13 protein-coding genes and 1 tRNA gene are annotated in these 20112 nt (G+C 31.7%); 3 read left to right on the plus strand and 11 right to left on the minus strand.

Annotated elements, in window-relative coordinates; translation table 11 throughout:
* Positions 1-39 precede the first annotated feature (39 nt).
* The 3 genes from QHG34_RS03145 (at position 40) to QHG34_RS03155 (ending at position 8806) form a co-directional block, all read left to right on the plus strand.
* Positions 40-6075 carry an alpha-2-macroglobulin family protein gene (locus tag QHG34_RS03145; protein ID WP_282628698.1) on the plus strand — a complete coding sequence of 2012 codons (6036 nt, stop codon included), beginning with the start codon at positions 40-42 and terminating at the stop codon, positions 6073-6075.
* 285 nt (positions 6076-6360) lie between these two features.
* Positions 6361-7461: a serine hydrolase domain-containing protein gene (locus tag QHG34_RS03150; RefSeq protein ID WP_282628699.1), complete on the plus strand. Its 1101-nt coding sequence runs from the start codon at positions 6361-6363 to the stop codon at positions 7459-7461.
* Positions 7462-7537: 76 nt separating this feature from the next.
* A complete protein-coding gene (locus QHG34_RS03155; RefSeq protein ID WP_282628700.1) occupies positions 7538-8806 on the plus strand; it encodes an alkaline phosphatase family protein in 1269 nt (422 codons plus the stop codon).
* Between the two features lie 48 nt (positions 8807-8854).
* On the opposite strand, the gene QHG34_RS03160 is transcribed toward QHG34_RS03155, so the two are convergent.
* The 11 genes from QHG34_RS03160 to QHG34_RS03210 form a co-directional block, all read right to left on the minus strand.
* Positions 8855-9238, minus strand: a complete 384-nt coding sequence (locus QHG34_RS03160) for a hypothetical protein (RefSeq protein WP_282628701.1) — start codon at positions 9236-9238, stop codon at positions 8855-8857.
* 91 nt (positions 9239-9329) lie between these two features.
* A complete protein-coding gene (locus QHG34_RS03165; RefSeq protein ID WP_282628703.1) occupies positions 9330-10286 on the minus strand; it encodes an EamA family transporter in 957 nt (318 codons plus the stop codon).
* Positions 10287-10355: 69 nt separating this feature from the next.
* The gene (locus QHG34_RS03170) at positions 10356-10970 is read right to left on the minus strand and encodes a deoxynucleoside kinase (RefSeq protein ID WP_282628704.1); all 615 of its coding nucleotides are present in this window, start codon (positions 10968-10970) and stop codon (positions 10356-10358) included.
* 204 nt (positions 10971-11174) lie between these two features.
* Positions 11175-11957, minus strand: a complete 783-nt coding sequence (locus QHG34_RS03175) for a hypothetical protein (RefSeq protein WP_282628705.1) — start codon at positions 11955-11957, stop codon at positions 11175-11177.
* Complete coding sequence (locus QHG34_RS03180) at positions 11958-12725, minus strand: sulfite exporter TauE/SafE family protein (RefSeq protein ID WP_282628706.1); 768 nt, start codon at positions 12723-12725, stop codon at positions 11958-11960. It lies immediately after the preceding gene.
* Positions 12726-12793: 68 nt separating this feature from the next.
* Positions 12794-12865: transfer RNA gene (locus QHG34_RS03185), tRNA-Arg, on the minus strand.
* A 39-nt stretch (positions 12866-12904) separates the two neighbouring features.
* A complete protein-coding gene (locus QHG34_RS03190; RefSeq protein ID WP_282628708.1) occupies positions 12905-13912 on the minus strand; it encodes an acyl-CoA dehydrogenase family protein in 1008 nt (335 codons plus the stop codon).
* Positions 13905-14492: a nicotinamide riboside transporter PnuC gene (gene pnuC / locus QHG34_RS03195; protein ID WP_282628850.1), complete on the minus strand. Its 588-nt coding sequence runs from the start codon at positions 14490-14492 to the stop codon at positions 13905-13907. The genes QHG34_RS03190 and pnuC overlap by 8 nt, the downstream gene beginning before the upstream one ends.
* A 228-nt stretch (positions 14493-14720) precedes the next feature.
* Complete coding sequence (locus QHG34_RS03200) at positions 14721-16295, minus strand: RagB/SusD family nutrient uptake outer membrane protein (protein WP_282628709.1); 1575 nt, start codon at positions 16293-16295, stop codon at positions 14721-14723.
* Between the two features lie 15 nt (positions 16296-16310).
* On the minus strand, positions 16311-19256 hold the full coding sequence (locus QHG34_RS03205) for a SusC/RagA family TonB-linked outer membrane protein (RefSeq protein WP_282628710.1): 2946 nt from the start codon (positions 19254-19256) through the stop codon (positions 16311-16313).
* 340 nt (positions 19257-19596) lie between these two features.
* Positions 19597-20085 carry a hypothetical protein gene (locus tag QHG34_RS03210; RefSeq protein WP_282628711.1) on the minus strand — a complete coding sequence of 163 codons (489 nt, stop codon included), beginning with the start codon at positions 20083-20085 and terminating at the stop codon, positions 19597-19599.
* Between the last annotated feature and the right edge of the window lie 27 nt (positions 20086-20112).

Consider the following 20112-nt stretch of genomic DNA (forward strand, 5'->3'; position numbering starts at 1 on the left):
TTCTTGTTTTTATTAACCATCTTAACCAATACACTGCTTATGGCTCAATCACCAACGATTGATCAAAAGTGGAGAGAGATTGACAAAGAAATTCAAAATGGTCAATTTAAATCCATACAACCAAAAATTGACGAAATCAAAGAGCTTTCGCGTAAAGATAATGATCATCAAAGTCTTGTAAAAGCACTTTTTTATGATGCAAAAGTAAAAGTTGCAACGTCTGATGAAACAGATGATGTTAATTTTGTATTTGATAATTTTAAGAAAGAGCTGAGTGGAAAGTCTGCGATAAATGATGCGATTGTTAACTCGTATTTAGCGCAATTGTACCAAGTTTATTACAACGAAAACCGTTACAAAATTAATAGTCGTACAAATGTAGAAAGTCAATCATCTAGTGATGTACGATTTTGGACAGAAGAAACATTTAAGAAAACGATTAACGATTATTTTGTTAAATCGATTCAACCAAAGAATGAATTAATAAATGCGAAACCAACTGATTTCAAGAAAATATTGACGTTTAGCGAAGACCTTAAATCAATACAACAGCAAACTGATTTGTCGCCAACAATTTATGATGTTTTAGTGACAGAATATATTGCTTTTTTAAGTCAGAATGACGAAAAAAATAAAGCTGATCAGTTACGAAACGATTTGATTCAGCTTAATAAACAAAAGCAAATTGAGAATGCTGTTTTGTACAATGAATTGATTTTGTTAGAAGGTAAACGCGAAGAACTTCAAAATTCTGAATTCATTAAACAAAAAGAAGCTTTAACAACAAAATATTCTAAAGCATGGTATTCTGCATACGTTTATGCAACTTTAGCAACGGATTTGTACAATTTGCAAGAAGATAAATTAGCAAACACAAACAAGATTTTTGACATTCAGCAAAAAGTATCAAAACTCTATCCAACTTCTGAAGAAAGAAAGACAATTGATTCTTTGGTTTCAAAAATAAAATCGCAAGAAATTATTATTGAAGGAGAAAAGTATATTAATGAAAATCAGAATACACCAATCAAACTTTCGCATAAGAATTTGAACAAAGTTTTTGTAAAAGTATTGGCTTATAATGCAGGTTTTGATGATGACGACAAGAAACAAGTACTTAATGTTTACAATGACGAAAGAATTGTAGATGCGCAAAATTTCTTGAATAGCTTAAAAGTTGTTGAGCAATATACACTTGATGTAAAATCGTTTGATGATTACCAGTTTCATTCAACAATTGTGAAATTAAATCCTTTAAAAAGTGGTCGTTACATTGTCTTATTTTCAAATTCGTCAGAATTTAAAATCAACAAAAAAGATGAAATTGATTATTTAGATATAATGGTTTCTAAATATGCAATTAATCCACTTAATGAAAAGGTTTCTGTTGTAAATCGCGAATCAGGAAAACCAGAAGCTAATGTTTCGGTAGAGTTTATTGATCGCTCATATTATGAAAAGAATACTTTAAAAACTTTTGTTTCAGATAAAAATGGGATGATTCAATTTCCTCTTGGTTGGCGAAATTTTGAGTATCGTGTAAAAGATGAGCATACCATTTATTCATCTTATTATTATGAAGGTGGAAGATATTCGGAAACAAGAACATCATCAGTCAAGATTTTCACAGATCGTGCAATTTATCGTCCAGGACAAACGGTTTATTTCAAAGGAATTTTATACAGTTCTAATAAAAAAGAGCGAAAAGTAGTTCCGAATTCAAAATTGACAATTGGTTTGTATGATGTAAATAGTAAAGAAATTTCGAAAATTGATTTAACTACAAACGAATTTGGATCAATAAACGGAAGTTTTGTTTTACCAAACTCTGGACTAACAGGTAATTTTACAATAAGACCAATAAATAATGAAGGTTATTATTCATTTAAAGTTGAAGAATATAAACGTCCAAAATTTGAAGTCGAAATTGAGAAAAATAAAGGTGTTTATAGCTTAAATGATAAAGTAAAAGTTGACGGAAAAGCTGTAGCTTTTTCTGGTGCAAATATCGATAATGCAAATGTAACTTATCGTGTTTATCGTCAAGAGATTTTTACATTTTGGCCTTGGTATCGTTCAATTCCAGCAGGTCGTGGCGAGCGCGAAGAAATTACTTTCGGAGAAACACTAACGGATGCTGAAGGTAAATTTACATTTGATTTTGTTGCAAAACCAGCTTCTGAGAAGAAGAAAGATGAGATAAGAACTTACAATTATTTTATTGAGGCTAAAGTAACAGATGTAAATGGAGAAACTCAAGTGACATCGTCTTCTGTAAAAGTTGGTGATACACGAATGGTATTAACTGTTGGAATATCTGATAAAGCGAAAGCAGAAGATTTGAAAACATTTAAAGTTGATGTAAAAAATCTGAATGATGAAAAATTAGATGGCAAAGGTCATCTTGAAATTTATACGTTAAATGCGCCAAAAGAAATTGTTCGTCGTCAAAAATTTACAACAGATTACAATTTTTACACAAAAGAAGAGTTCAAGAAATTGTTTCCAAATGAACCTTTTGGAGATGAAATGAATCCAAAAACTTGGACAACAAATAAGAAAGTTTTCGAAGCTGATTTTGATACAAAAATTTCAAATGAAATTAAATTTAATCAAGTAACAGATTTAGCAGAAGGTTATTATGTTGTAAAAGGTTATGTTTTGGATGGAACACAAAAAGTAGAAGTTGATCGTTTGATTTATATCTCGAATGAGAAAAAAGCAGAAAGTATCAAAACACTTTTGAATGTTACGGCAAATAAAAATCAATTCGAACCAAATGAAATTGCGAAGATTAATTTTAAATCTGGTGCTAAAGATGCATCAGTTTACTATGAAATTGAGGCAAACGAGAAAGTGATCGAAAAAGGTTTCTTGGATTTGAACAAAAAATCGTCAATCGAAATTCCGATCAAAGAGGAATACCGTGGCGGAATTTATGTGAATTATGTGATGACGAAATTTAATGATTCACAAACCGGAACACTTAATTTGATGGTTCCTTTTAGTAACAAAAACTTGAAAGTTACAGCGGAGGTTCTACGTGATAAATTGACGCCTGGCGCAAAAGAAAAATGGCAATTAAAAATTGAAGGACCAAACAAAGACAAATTTTCTGCTGAGGTTTTGGCAAGTATGTATGATGCTTCTTTAGATCAGTTTGCGTCAAATTCGTTAGATTTTAATGTCTATAATATTACGAATCGTCGTGTTAATCGTTCATTCAATTTATACCAATTTTATTTGGTAAATGGCTCAAGTGCTATTTATAATAATCGTTATTATGATTTTTATTCAGGAGGATATGCAGGTTTAAGTTTTGATCTTTTTGATTTTGGATTTAATCAATATCGCATGAATCGTAGAATGATGAAAGTTGCTGCACCTACTGCAAATGTATCGAATGAGTTAGCAGGTAGTGTTGCTGGCGTTCAGGTTGAAGCAGATAATGTCGATTTAGAAGGAGGAGTTGTAACGGCAATGGGAATTACCAGAGATAAAAAAGAGCTTGGGTATGCTTCTCAAGAGATAACAATTCGAGGATTATCAAATTTAGCTGCAGATAATAATCCGTTATTTGTAGTAGATGGAGTGGTGTATGATAAAATGCCAAGTGATTTAAAAGAAGATGATATTCAATCAATTAATGTATTGAAAGATGGCGCAGCAACAGCGGTATATGGATCTAGAGGTGCAAATGGAGTAGTAATTATAATTACCAAAAAAGCTGCTAATGCAACTTTAGATAATGTAAAAGCACGTACAAATCTAAATGAAACAGCGTTCTTTTATCCAAACTTAAAAACTGATGCAAACGGAAACGTAATTATAGAATTTACAACGCCAGAAAGTTTAACAGAGTGGAAATTTATGGCGATTGCGCATACGCCAGACCTTAAAACAGGTTATTTAGAACAAAATGTTCGCACCCAAAAAGACTTGATGGTTGTACCAAATATGCCACGTTTTTTACGCGAAGGCGATCAGATTTCGGTTTCGTCTAAGATTAATAATTTATCAGATAAAGTATTAAATGGATCTGCGAAGTTGATGTTCTTTGATGCGTTTACCAATCAACCAATTGATGCGCAATTTAAGTTGACAAATGCAATTCAGAAGTTCAATGTAGCAAAAGGAAGCTCAGATCAAGTAACATGGACAATTGATGTTCCGAAAAATGTACAAGCGGTTGTTTATCGTGTCGTGGCTTCGGCTGGAGATTTTTCTGATGGAGAGGAATCGGCTTTACCAATTCTGTCAAATCGTATGATGGTGACAGAAACGTTGCCTATTTACGTGAAAGAAGGTCAAAAGAAATCGTTCCAATTTGAGAATATGATTAACAATAAATCGACTTCTTTGGATAATTTCAAATTAACGTTTGAGATGACAACGAATCCAATTTGGTACGCGATTTTCTCGTTGCCTTATTTGCGCGAATATCCTTACGAATGCGCTGAGCAAGTGTTCTCGCGTTTATATGGAAATATGATTTCGGAAAAAGTGATTAATTCGAATCCAAAAATTAAAACTGTTTTTGATGATTGGAACAAAAAAGGTGAATTGAAATCGAAATTACAATTGAACCAAGAATTGAAAAATATCATTTTAGAAGAAACACCTTGGGTGAAAAATGCGGAAAGTGAAGAAGAGCAAATGAAGCAAATTGCGGTTTTATTCCAATTGAATCAAATGCAAACGGAAATGAAATCAGCTTTCCAAAAATTGTCTGATAAACAACAATCAAATGGTGGTTTTGCTTGGTTTGATGGCGGTCGCCCAAACGAATATATCACAACGCATATCGTTGCTGGTTTCGGAAATATGAAGAAAATGGATGTTAATTTCAAAGCATTTGAAATTGATGTAAATCCTTTAATTAAGAAAGCAATTCAGTTTATTGATGATGAGAATTTAAAACGTTTCAAAGAGTTCAAAATAGATCAGAAATCATTCAAGGATGTTACGTATTCAGACGGTTTACATTATTTATATGCGCGTTCTTTCTTCTTAGAAGATTATCCAATGTCGAAAGAGTTGGAAGAAATGAAAACAGCGATGATAAAGAATTTGAATGATACAAAATTAGAGTTGTCGTTGCAACAAAAGGCAATGGCTGCAATTGTGATGAATCGTTTCCAAATGCAATCTGCTGCTAAAATTGTTGTGAATTCGATCAAAGAAAAAGCAGTAGAATCAGACGAAATGGGTATGTATTGGAAAGAAAATCAACCGGGTTGGTTTTGGTATCAAGCGCCTGTTGAAACACAATCGTTGTTAATTGAAGCGTTTGATGAAGTGACAAAAGACGAAAAATCTGTAGAAGAAATGAAAGTTTGGTTATTGAAAAATCGTCAAACAAATCAGTGGAATTCAACAAAAGCAACGACGAAAGCGGTTTATGCTTTAATGAATTTTGGGAAATCTTGGATAGATGCTGACAAAGGAATTGATGTAAAGATCGGAAATCAAAAGTTTGATTTAGATAAAAATTCGCAAGCTGGTTCGGGTTATGTAAAAACTTCTTGGAACAAGGAAGAAATAAAACCAAATATGGGTAAAGTTGAGGTTTCAAAAACTTCTCCAGGTGTTGCTTGGGGAGCAATGTATTGGCAATATTTTGAAGATTTGGATAAAATAAAATCTGCTGAAACAGGAATCAAGTTCAACAAGAAATTATTCATCAAACAAAATTCAACAAATGGTCCAATTCTGAAAGAAATTACAACGTCAACACCGATAAAAGTTGGTGATATTGTAACGGTTCGATTAGAGATTTCTATTGATCGTAACATGCAATTTGTACATATTAAAGATATGCGAGCAAGTGGTTTCGAGCCTGTGAATGTACTTTCTGGTTACAAATGGAAAGGAGAATTTGGGTATTACGAAAGCACGCGCGATGCAGCTACGAATTTCTTTTCGGATTATATGAGAAAAGGAACGTACGTTTTCGAATATGATTTGAAAGCGAATAATGCAGGTAATTTCTCGAACGGAATTACATCTATGCAAAATATGTATGCACCAGAATTGAGTGCGCAAAGCGAAGGAATTCGTGTTGAGATTAAATAATCAATTCAAATTAATAAATCTAAAAAGAGCTGAGAATTACCTCAGCTCTTTTTTTTGTCTATATAATTGTAACGACTTGTCATACCGAACTTATCGAGGTATCTTTTAATTATAATAAAGTTTATAAGGATGCGAAGCTGAAATAAATTCAGCTTGACAGACCGTAGTATTTTAGAGGAGAGTCATCCTGAACTCGTTTCAGGATCACATTATAATTGTCATGTTGAACTTGTTTCAACATCTCATATCAAGATTTTATTTATCTTTAAATCAAAATAACACTAAATGAAGAAAACACTTCTACTCAATATTATACTCATTCCTTTTATCGGAGTTGCGCAATTGCAAACCATTTTTCAATCTAAAATAGATTCGATTTACGAGAAAAATAAAGATGCTGTGGGAATTATTGTTCACGTTGAAGCACCAAAACAAAACATTTCGTGGAGTTATGCAAAAGGCGTTTCGGATATTAAAACGAATGAAGTTTTAAGTAACCAACAACCGGTTTTGATTGCAAGTAATACCAAACCTTATGTAGCTGCTGCAATTTTGCGTTTGGTAGAAAAAGGTCAAGTTACAATCAATCAGTCAATCAAGAATTTATTGTCTAACAAGACTCGTCAATTGCTCGAAAAAGATGGTTATGATTTGAATACGATAACAGTCAAACATTTATTGTCTCACACTTCTGGAATACAGGATTATGTAGATGACGCGTATTTTGAGTTAGTGAATACGCGTCCGAAATATAAATGGACGAAGACGGAACAGATCAAACGTGCAATGGAAATTGGAAGTCCACAAAAAGTTGGAGAAAAATTTAGTTATGGCGATATCAATTATTTGCTTTTAGCAGAAATTATTGAGCAAAAAACGCATCAACCATTTTACAAAGCAATGCGAGATTTGTTAAAATACAAAGAATTAGGTTTGACAAAAACGTGGTTTATCGATTTGGAGAAATATCCGCAACAAACACTTCCACTTGCACATCAATATGCTGATAAATATAAGTGGGATTCGTATGATTTGAATCCATCTTGGGATTTGTATGGGGGTGGAGGAATTGCTTCGACTGCTAAAGAATCAGCTTTGTTTTTTCAGTATTTGTTTGAAGGAAAAATTATTCAGAATAAACAAATTTTGGATTCGATGTCGACTTATGTTTTACCTTCAGACCAATCTAAATATTGTTTAGGAATTTTTCATTTTGATTTAGGATTTAACGCCTATTATCACGGAGGTTGGTGGGGAACAGATGTGATTTATTCGCCAGAATCTGATGCGACGATTACGGTTTTTACATTACAAAAAGGTTTTCAGCATATTGTCAATCCATTTATCGGAAAAGAATTTCAGAAGTTATTGATAAAAAAGAGTTAGAATTTAGAATAATTATCTCTCAAGATTTGATATTTTTTTAATTCATTCTAAGCGTAAAACTTTCTAAATTTGAGGCATGAAAAAATCAATACTTAGTATATTTTCTGCAGTTGTTTTAACGTTCTCAGTTTCAGCAAATGCACAAGGAATCGAAGAACAAATTGTAGTAGAAAATCGTGTGAATGATGTTCAACAACAAGATAAACCTTATGTTATCTTGATTTCGGCAGATGGTTTTCGTTATGATTATGCTCAAAAACATGATGCTAAAAATTTATTAGAACTTTCTAAAAACGGCGTAAAAGCAGATGCAATGTATCCGTCTTTTCCATCGGTTACGTTCCCAAATCACTATACAATTGTAACAGGATTAACACCAATTCATCACGGTTTGGTAGGGAATAACATGTATGATAGAGAAGTAGGTGATCGTTATTCATTAGGAAATCGTAATGCAGTCATTAATCCGAAATGGTACGGAGGAACGCCAATTTGGAATCTTGCTGAACAAAATAAAATGTTGTCAGCGTGTTATTATTGGCCAGGATCGGAAGCGCCTATTAATGGTATGTTTCCAACGTATTCGTACAAATACTCGGAGAAATCACCAATAGATTATCGTATTCAGCAAGTGGTAAATTGGTTAGAATTACCTGCAGAGAAACGTCCGCATTTGATTACGTTCTATTTTCCGGAAGTAGATCATGCGGGGCATTCTTTTGGACCTGATGCGCCTGAAACAAAGGAAGCTGTGCAGTTTGTAGATCAATCAATCAAGAAATTGAATGATGAGGTTGCAAAAACTGGTTTGAAAGTGAATTTTGTATTTGTTTCTGATCACGGAATGACAAGAATTGATGATGAAAATCCTTTGAAATTACCTATCAAAATTGATGAATCGAAAGTTGATGTGGCTTCAAACGGATCTTATGTTAGTTTATTTGTAAAAGATAAAAAGGATATTGAAACTATTTATAAAGAGATAAAAGCGACTGAAAATAGTACGTTTGATGTTTATAAGACAACAAGTGTTCCGTCTAAATATCATTTTGATGCGAAGAATGATCGACACAATCGTATTGGAGATATTATTTTGATTGCGCATGCGCCAAATTATTTCTCTAACAAAAATGCACCAAAAGGTTCGCATGGTTTTTATGTAAAAGAAACGCCAGAAATGAAAGCGACTTTTATGGCTTGGGGACCAAATATTAAGTCTGGTAAAGAGATTAAAGTTTTTCCAAACACACAAATTTATCCAATGCTTGCGAAGTTATTAGGTTTGCCAATTCAAGAAAAAATTGATGGAACAAATCAATTAGCAAATAAAATTTTGGTGAAATAGTCTACATTTTATAGTATAAAAGGCATCTTTCCTTGGTTAGATGCTTTTTTAATACTCAAAAGTTGGAATACCGTCTTTACAATTTATCTTTTTAGGTGGTTTAATAATTGAACAGTCACCTACAGATCCCCATTTTTTATTATAATCATCTTGAGCTTTTGTGTAATTTGCAACTTTTTTTAAGAACTGTGTTGTATCAATATTAATGGAATATGCAATAAAACCAGAAGGTCCTCCACATGATTTAGCTCCAATTTCAACGAAACGCCATTTTGAAGCATCAGTACATTGTTCACTTAAAGACAAAGTTGTAATTTCCTTTAGCATATTTTCTAATTGATGTTTTTCATTGTTTTGTGTGTTATCATCGTCATTGTTGCATGAAAATAAAACACCAAAAAATGCAAAAGTGATAAGTAAGAATTTTCCCATAGTTTAAATTGTATTGTTGAGTTGTCTTTTAAATGTACAAAAAAATCATTGATCCAAAAAAAATCCTCAACAAGTGTTGAGGATTTTGAATTTATTTTTTCTTAAAATTCAGATTAGAAATGATGATTGCAAAAATTATCACTGCTATTCCGGTCCATTGTATGGCGAGAACTTGTTCTTGCAATACGATGAATGCCATGGTTACAGAAACAGGTAACTCTATCGAAGAAACGATACTTCCTAAGCCTAAGCCTGTGTGTGGAAAACCTTTGTTTAGTAAGATAGGAGGTAACACTGTTCCAAATAACGAAAGAATAATTCCCCAGGTATAAAAAATATGCATATTAAGCGGATGAATACCAGCTACATCATCAGAGAAAATTCTATAAAAACTCATTAATCCATCAAAATAATATGGTCCTAATTGACTAAAAAAGACAAATAAGGCAACTATAATTCCACCACCATAAAGCATATATAAACTTTTTTGATAAGGTGGTAAATAATTAGCCATACTATTTGAGGTAAACATGGTTGTAGTGAATGAACAAGCAGCCAAAAATCCCCAAAATAAACCTTTTGGATTAAGTTCTACATCTTGATTGATTAAGTTTGTAGCTAAAACAGTTCCTCCCAATACCAATATTGTTGCGATTAGTTTTTGAGCAGAAGGAAATTTTTTGTTCATTATACTTTCTACCAAAATACTAATCCAAACGGTTTGCATTAGCAAGACAATCGCAATAGAAACATTGATGTATTGTACTGCCAAATAGTAAAACAAACTTGTGAATCCTAAAGATGTTCCTGCCAACATCAATTTTTTCTTATCTTTTGGTAAAACAGAAGTTAATTTCTTCTTTTTTCCCATGATAAAATTGATAATTAATAAAGTTATAATTCCTAAAACAAACTGCGAAGCTGTTACTTCGGCAGTTGTGTAACCTTGGTCGTATGCAACTTTAACAAAAGTAGCCAACATTCCGTAGAAGCTAGCTCCCATTGCAACAAACAAGACACCCTTCAACATATTATTTTTATTTTCCATAATAATTCAGCACAAAAACGGCTTGATTCATTTAAAATCAAGCCGTGCAAGTTACTTTATTTTTTTCGACTAAAAAAGTCCGTTTATTTCGCCTTCTATTTTGTTGAAAATGAATCCTAAATCTTCTTTATTTTCAACAAAATCTAAATTGTCCACGTCGATTACTAATACTTTTCCTTCTTTGTAATTAGAAATCCATTTGTCATATTTTTCATTCAAACGACTCAAATAATCAATACTGATCGAGTTTTCGTAATCACGACCACGTTTCTGAATTTGAGAAACCAATGTAGGGATAGAAGCTTTAAGATAGATTAATAAATCTGGCGCTTCGACAAAAGTTGTCATCAAATTAAAGACACGTAAATAATTATTGTAATCTCGTGTAGATAAAAGTCCCATATCATTTAAGTTGCTCGCAAAAATGTGCGCATCTTCATAAATTGTACGGTCTTGGATAATGTTTTGACCACTTTCTCTGATTTCTTTCACTTGATTGAAACGGCTTCCTAAGAAGTAAATCTGAAGATTGAAAGCCCATTTTTCCATATCATTGTAGAAATCATCTAAATATGGATTAGTTTCAACATCCTCAAACTGAGCTGTCCAATTGTATTGTTTTGCTAAAAGATTTGTTAGAGTAGTTTTACCTGCTCCAATATTTCCGGCGATGGCGATATGCATTTTTCCAATTATTTTAACGTCTGCAAATATACTAAACCTTAATTCTCTAAACAAAATTTGAAGTTGAGCTTCATAGAAAAATCTTTTTTAGAAAAAAATTATTCAAAGATGATTTCTGAATCTTCTGGTAAAAAATAAATACTTAATCTGAGCTATGTCTAATAAAAAGAATGATTTAATATTTTGTAAATCAGAAAATTATAATTACTTAATAGAGTATATGTAAACTTTGTTATTATTGTATGAATAAAAAGTAGTTTCATTCATCGTAATACTTTTCGAATCATTCAAATCAAGTAAAGATGAAATAATCTGATTTTCTAAATTTATAGAATATAGTTTATTGTTTTTTGAATAAAACAATGTGTTTTTATAAAACTTGAATGGAGAATTTTCAATATCTATAGAGAAATTGGTTTTGAAATTTCCGTAATCGTCGTAAACATAAATTGTTTGCTCGCCTTTTAAATAAACAAGGTTCTTGAAAACATGAATATTCTCTATCGCTTGATCATTATTTTTTAGATAAACTTGCTTAGAGTTGATGATTGTTTTTTGTAATTGATAATTGTAGTAAACAATTTTATTACCAATCAAATCATAAAACCAACAAAACTGATTGTCAACAACCTTTAATGCAGAAGGCATAAAATTGGTAGAGGAAATGGTAATCGGATCTTGTATAGGGTTGAGATCTTCATCCAAAATTGATAATCGATTAAAATTTGAATAAAGATAAAATCTCAACGGATTATTAGAGTCTACGGAAGTTATAATGTTTTTGAAATCAATACTTTTTGTTTTTTTTTGTTGAAAATGTTTTTCAACTTTAGAATCCGAAATCAAGTAAAGTGAATTATTAAGGTCAGTTTCAATTGTTGTAATCGCTTTATTTTCAATCTCAATAGAATCGACCAAAACAAACTGTTGCGCTTTGGTTAATTGACTGAAAATAGAAAGAAGAATTATTGAAAAAAATGGTTTCATCTACTTGAAAATTACTTCGTAACCAAATCTACAAATTGAAATAAGGATTACCAAAATAAATATGTAACGAATAAATTTATTTCCTTTGTTTATGGCTAATTTCGCGCCAATAAAACCACCTAAAGCGTTACAAACAGCCATTGGTAGTGCAATTGACCAAATGATTTTGCCTTTGAGCAAAAACAAACAAATAGAACCAAAATTGGTTGCTAAATTAATCAGTTTTGCATTGGTGTTTGCTTTCAAAAAATCCATTCCAAGAAGTGTAACAAACCCTAAAATAAAAAAAGTACCTGTTGCCGGACCAATAAAACCATCGTAAAAACCAACTACAATACTTACAATACATCCGTTTATAATAGCGATGCGATAAGGAATTTTGCGTTCTTCTGCTTGACCAAAATCTTTTTTGAAAATAGTATAAATAGCCAGAATAATTAGGATGATTAGCAAAACGGGTTTCATAAAATCGTTGCTAACGACAGTCAATAATTGAGAGCCTAAAAATGCTGATATAAAAGCGCATATTGCCATGATTGCAAATAATTTCCAATCAATTTTTACTTTTTTTAGGTATTGCGAAGTTGCTAATAAAGTGCCACTAAATGCAGGTATTTTTAAGGTTCCGATAACTGTAGAAACTGGTAATTGTGGTAAAAAAGCTAATGATAAAGGCGTTTGTATAAGTCCGCCTCCACCGACAATAGAATCTATGAAACCAGCGACAAAAGCGGCTGTACATAAATAAAATAAAAGTTCGAATTCCAAAACTGAGTAAATTTTGGCAAAGGTATAGCTAGAAAAAAGAACTCTTTGTATTTATTTAAAAAAAATAGTGACCACGATGAGACTCGAACTCATACTGTCAGAACCGGAATCTGATATTCTATCCATTAAATTACGCAGCCAAGGTTTGATTTGCAAATATAGATAAATAGAGAGATTAGTTAAAGTGTTTTTCTGAAATTTCGATGTTGTGTTGCGGTAAAATAATCTCGGAAAATTTGATTAATTTCTTCATTTGTTTTTGAAGCTTTAATACCCAAATGTGGATAAAGTTGAATAATGTAATTGGTGATTTGTTCGATTGAATTTTCTCCAAATTGATGAATTTCAGTTTCTAATTCGTTTGTGATTACTTCGTTTTTACTTAGTAAATTTTCTACTTTGATCGAAAAACGAATTGTTTGTGAGGTACTTTCATTCAATAGAATTCCAAAATCTGTTTGAAGTTTAGATGATAATAATTCTAAACTTTTTTCAAGGAAGTGTTCAGCCATTCCTAAATAATTGACCAATAATGTTAAATCAGCAAAAACTCGAAATGGAATTTTTTCGACTAAATCATCCGAATAAAATTCGTTGTAAATAAAACTATAATCTTGATGTACTTTTTGATTTAGAACTTCAAAACTATGTGAAGATGTGGCAATCATTCCCATAGATTTCCATGTCGGAATTAATTCTACTTGTGATTTGTCAAGTATAAATGACAAAAATTTTGGCTCGCCATGTTCATCTAAAATTTCATTTCCATTTTCAATTAATTTCGCATTCAGCGTAAAATGGGTAAGGTAAGGAGCGCCAGTTGCATAATGCCATAAACCATTTATAGTGTAATAACTGCCATTTTTCTCTGCTGTTCCACCTAGCATTCCACTTCCACCAAAACATGTTTTTTGAGAAGAGAATAATTGATGCGCAATAGTTGGTTTTAAATTTCGTGAAAAATAATTTGCACCACTGCATAAAGTCACCAACCAGCCTAAACTTCCGTCTATTTTAGCCGTTTTTTGAAGAATCTGCAATCCTTCAGAAAAAGCTAAGCCAAGTCCGTTATATTGCTTAGGAACCCAAATGTTTAACCAGTTTTGACTTTCTATTAATTGTAAAATCTCCGAATTGAAGGTTTCTACATTTAATAATTGTTTGCGAATAGAATCAGTATTAAGCATTTTTTTCGTTTATGATTTTTCTCCAATTCATGTATCCAGAAATCGCAACTGTAAAAAGTAAAGCTGAAAGAATTGCGTATAAATAGAGATTTTTATGAATCATTAATGGAATTGAGATGATATTACTAATGTTCAATAAAATCCAATTTTCTAGTTTTCGTTTAGCCATTAGCCACATTCCAGCCCATGCAAACGCACTGACTAAAGAATCCCAAATAGGTACATCAGAATCTGTGAAATGAGTTAAGGCTAAATAAAAAATAGTGAAACTAACTAAGACTATTCCTACAACAAAACGCCATTCTACGTTATTTGTTTTAGAGATTTCAATTTCATGTTTTTGTTGTCCATATTTCCAATACAACCAACCATAAATACTCATGACTAAATAGTAAATGTTAAGCGTAAATTCTGCATAAAGTTTAGAATTAAACATTACAAATAGTGAAAGTGTAATTCCTGCGATTCCGAATAAATAATTTTTTGGATTGTTATATCGGGCTAATACAACTTGAAAAATTGAAAAAAGTACGCCTAGCCATTCTTGCCAAGACGTTTGTGAAATAATTTCCTTCATCATTAAATTTGTTTTTTGATGAGGAGATGAAGTTATTGCTAACATCAATCCCTCCGCCAGCATTATCTGGATCAGGTGTAGAACAAAATTGTTCTTGGGTATATTCTCAGCCAAAAAAATTAGCACCCCATTTATTGCCAAAGATGGAAAGATTAAATGAACTTTCCTAAATTATCATTAAAAAATCCTCATAGTTTAAAACTATGAGGATTTGTAACAAAAAATAAGAGATTAGTAACCAGGGTTTTGTTTAATTACTCCTCCAGAAGCATCAATTGCTGCTCGTGGAATAGGTAAAAGAACAAATTCATTTTTAGCAAAAGCAGAACCTCTGTCTTTAGCAAATTGAATATATTTTCCCCAACGAATTAAATCTTCACGACGGATACCACCTTCGTTCCAAAATTCGAAAAGGCGTTCATCCATTAATTTATCTCTAAACTGATCTTTAGATAGTCCGGCAGGAATATTTGCTAAACCAGCTCTTTTTCTTACTTGACCAATTAAGTCGTAAGCTTCTGCTGTTGGTCCAGATGTTTCGTTAATTGCTTCTGCTAAACTTAATAAGACGTCTGCATATCTCCAAATAACTACATCAGTTCCTTGACCATATCCAGTTCCTGTAGGATCTACATTAAATTTCATCGGAATTGCTCCTATATATTTGTTAGCTCTAGCATCGAACTCTATTAACTTAGGTTTTGGAGATTTATCATTTGGATCTTCAATTAACCATTTAGCTAATAAACGTGCTGTTCTTTTATCTGTTTTATCAAATTTATCGTAAGTAGACCATGGCATTTTATAACCTCCCCATTGAGTAAGAGTATTTCTATTTTCATCTTTATCATAATAATTTCCAACATAGTTTCCAGGCAATGCATGAGCTAACCATATATTGGTTGGAGTAGAATTAAACTTAGTTGATAAAGCAAATAATATTTCTTGTTTATTACCTTTATTTGCAAAAGAGAATAAGTCGGTATAGTTAGTTTGTAATGAGTGTCCCATACCCATGATGATTCTTGAAGTTGTAATAACATCATTCCATTTTTTATCATGCATATACAATTTAACTAATCCCATATAAGCAGCATCTTTTGTAAATCTTCCGTAATCAGAACCCGCTTGTGCAGCTAAAGTAGGAAGATCTGCAATTGCTTCTTTGTAATCTTTTTCGATTTGAGCAAAAGTTTGTTCATTTGTTAATCTTGGGATCGGAGCAGCATTAATATTAATTGCCTCTTTGTAATCTACTCTAATTGGAACACCACCATAATGATTATATAAAATCCATGTATAATGTGCTCTTAAAGCTTTTAATTGAGCTATATAACTTTTTTTATCTGCATCAGAAAGATTTGTCATCGCTTCAATCTTGCCAATATTTATTGTACATGTTGTAACAGCTGGCATTAATGCCCTATAGAAAACGTATAATGCTTCAGAAGGGAAAGATTCACTAAAGTTTAATTGAGCAAGGTTAGGCCATACAGCATCTCCCCATGAAACGACCATTTCATCAGTTGTTGCACTTGATTGAGCTACAATACCAGTATATGCTGCTCCCCATACTGTACTTCCATCTGGACTTAAATATCTATATGTTGAGTTTAAAGCTAGTAAAGCGTGTTCAGGTTTTGTGAAGAAATTAGTTTCTGCGAATTTATCCTTTGGGATTTCGTCCAAGTTTTCTTCACAAGAGGCAAAAGTAGTTAGCATCGCAAGGGCTAATACTTTAAAAAAATACGTAGTTTTATTTGAACTATGATTTTTTATAAATTTATTTTTAGTAATTGTATTCATCTTGTTTTCAGTTAATTAAAATGTAATATTAGCTCCCATGATAATTGATTTTACAATAGGATATGAGTAGTAATTTTGTAATTCTGGATCAATACCTTTGTATTTTGTAATGATAAAAGGATTTTGTGCACTTACATAAATTCTAACTTTATTAAAAACGTTTTGATTTTTGATCATATCATTTGTAATCGTATATCCAAGTGTAATATCTCTTACTCTTAAGAAGCTAGCATCTTCTACCCAGAAATCAGAACTCGCTCCTTGATTTTGATATGGACCAGATAAAGCTTGTGGATATTTCCCTGTTTGGTTGTCGTATGACCAACGATCTTTTGTTTTATCTAATAAATTCCATCCAAATAAGCCAATTTTAGCATGTCCATTAACATTACCAGCATAATCTTGGTTGAATTTTTTCATGAATGCACCATAAGCAAAAATTGATAAATCAAAGTTTTTGTATCTAAATTCATTTCCAATACCAAATGTAGTATTTGGGGCAGTTTCGCTATTTTTCATAATGATACGCATATCAGCACTTGTTATTTTTCCATCAGGTTTACCCATTAAGTTACCATTTGCATCATATCCATCAATATCTTTGATGATAACTTCCCCTGGTAAAATACCTGGCATCCAACTAGGAGCTGTCATAGTATTAGGATTATAAATTCCGTCAGATAAATATCCATAACGAACTAAGAAAGGATCTTTTAATCCTATATATTTAGCTAATGTTTTTAAAGATGCAGGAGATCTTTCTACCCAATGACTATTAAAGTGTGTAAAGTTGATGTTTGTTGACCAAGTAAAATCTGGCGTATCGATGTTAAGTGTTTTAATGTTAAACTCGAAACCTTTACTTCTTGTTTTTCCTGCATTATCTGCAATAGATCCTAATTGTTTGTCCATAGGTAATGGAGTAGAAGTTAATAGATTAGAAAAAGTTCTAATGTAATAATCAAATGATCCAGAAACTCTGTTTTTGAAAAGACCAAAGTCAAGTCCTGCATTTGATTCTCCTTGTGTTTCCCATGTTAAATCGGGATTACCTAATGTACTTAATCTTACACCTGTATTGTTTATTCCTCCAAAGTTAAAGTTGTATCCACTACTATAGTAAGAATATGCACCTGAGAATGATGCATTACCAACTTCTCCATAACCTACTCTTAATTTTAATAAATTAATTGTTTGAGAATCTTTTAAAAATTCTTCTTCAGAAATAATCCATGCTCCAGAAGCACCAACGAAGTTAGCCCATTTTGCATTTGGACCAAAGTGAGATGCACCATCTCTACGATAAGTTCCTGATAAAACATATTTTTTATCGAATTCATACGTAACTCGAGCAAAGTAAGACTTCCAAATTCTATATGGATCTGCATAAGAACTTGCGGTAGGTTTTTCTGCGTTACCTAAATCTAGATCGTTATAACCAAAATCTTCTACAGGAAATTTAGAATTGTAAGCACTAAATCCATTTCTATCAACTAATTGATAAGTATGTCCAATAAGAATATTAACATTGTGTTTTCCTCCAAAAGTTTTGGCATAGTTTAACGTATAATCATATTGAATCGTTTCGTTAGAATCTTGAGATATACCAGCAGAACCTTCTGATCTTGCTCCAAATAGAAAGGATTTTGGTTGATAATAGCTTCTTTTTCTAGAATCTTGAGTATATGAGAATAAAGCTTTTGCTGTTAAACCACTTATAATTTTCCATTCCGCATAACCAGAAGTCATTATTCTAGAGCTCTTGGTATTATCTTTCACATCTAAAAAAGATAATGGGTTTGGCGTATTTTTATAGTCTGGATTAATAATCCAGTTTCCATTTTCATCTTTAAATGGTAAATTAGCAGGATGGTAAAAAGCAGCTCCAATCATACCAGAAGTTTCATTTTGACCAGTTCCGATGTTACCATTTTTAGCTAACTCATTTGTTAAAACAACATTAGCTCCAACTTTAATTTTAGATGAAAGATCTTGATCCAAACTCATTCTGACAGAGTAGCGTCTATAATCAGTTCCACGTAGAACACCTTTTTGATTAAAGTAATTACCAGAAACTAAATAACGTGTTTTATCTGCGGCTCCAGCAACAGAGATATTATGTTGTTCCGTAATACCAGTTCGCAAAATAGCGTCTATTGCACTTGGCAACATTGCTTGTTTATTGATTTGATCATCCGTATATTTTGGTGTATAAACAGAGACTGTTGGTTTTCCTGGTACAGTTGCATATACACCTTGTCTGTTATCATACATCCATTTTTCGTATAAGATTTTGTTACGTTGTAACATATAATCTTTTGTATCTAATAATGTATACCAATCAATTGATTCTTGGAATGAATTACTAAAATCATATTGTACAGTAGGTTTACCTAGTTTACCACGTTTTGTTGTAATCAAAACTACACCACCAGCAGCTCTTGCTCCATAAATTGCAGTAGCAGAAGCATCTTTTAAGATGTCAATCGTTTCAATATCATTTGGGTTAATAAAGTTTAATCCAGATCTTGCGTTTCCATTACCAGAAGGATCATAAGCAGAATCGTTGATTACAACACCATCTACAATATATAATACACCTCCAGATGCATTCGAAGCATTAGTTCTGATTCGTAAATTAATTCCAGCTCCAGGTTGTCCACTCGATTGCATTACTGTAACACCTGCAGCTTGCCCTGCAAGTGCTTGCGCAAAGTTACTATTTGCAGCAGCAGATAAGTCTTTCATTTTTACAGAAGTTACTGCACCAGTCACGCTCTTTTTCTTCGTCGTACCATATCCAATTACGACAACTTCATCAATTTCATGTACTTGATTTTGAATAGAGTCTTTTGTTTCTTCCGGTGTATTTTGGGCTAAAGCAGACTGGCTTCCAACAAGTAAAATGACAGTAGTAGTTAGTTTAATACAACCTAAAAGAGTTTTAGATTTGTTTCTCATGAGTTTTTAAAATGTTAATTAATTATGATCTAATTCCTATTTTAATATTAATTAGTATAAACTTAACATTTTTTTAAGTTTTTTGTACAGGTAGAGATGTGTTTTAGATGATTTTAGCAAAAATAGTTATGTTTTATTTAGATAATGATAATTACAATATGTTAAGTATTTAATAAATGAATAATATTCTAAATAAACTCCTTTTTGTTGTAGTTTAATTTTTGGTTAAAAATTATAATAAATAAAGGTTTTATTTATTTAGGAGTGTTTGTAGAGATATTTAAATCTGTGAATTGCTAAAAAAAAAGGCTTTTCTTATAAGGAAAAGCCTTTTGTGTGGTTAAATTAATCCAAATTGTTTGAAGTGATGTGTGTAATGTTTTTTATGAAAAGTTTTCCAATCCTCGTATCCAATTTCGGCTAATACCGGATTTTCAATTTTTGCATCAGGATTAGCTTCAAAATAAGCGTGAAATTTATCAATTTCACTTTCTAATTTTTCAATTGCTGCTTCAAGTGATGGATATCTCAAATCCAATAATCCATCAACACCTCCAGCTTTTATTCCTTGTTCCATTTCTCCATCAGATTCTAACAAATAAGCTCTATACTTTGGTATCATTTCTGCAGGTAATCTACAAGGAATATGTAATCCTCCGTTTGACATTTTTGTAGAGACAATCAAATGTTCTACCATATGTTGAGGCGTCATAATTCCCCAATTCGCTTTTTGATTGACAGGTAATTTATTTAAACGATCAATCAAATCCTGTTTATTTTCAAAATCTACAAACATTTCTTTATCTATTTTGTTTCTCAATTTAGTCATATTAATTGTGATTTCCTTTAAATTTGT

Origin of the sequence: Empedobacter sedimenti, from assembly GCF_030005555.1 — a bacterium.
In the GTDB taxonomy this organism is placed as follows: domain Bacteria; phylum Bacteroidota; class Bacteroidia; order Flavobacteriales; family Weeksellaceae; genus Empedobacter; species Empedobacter sedimenti.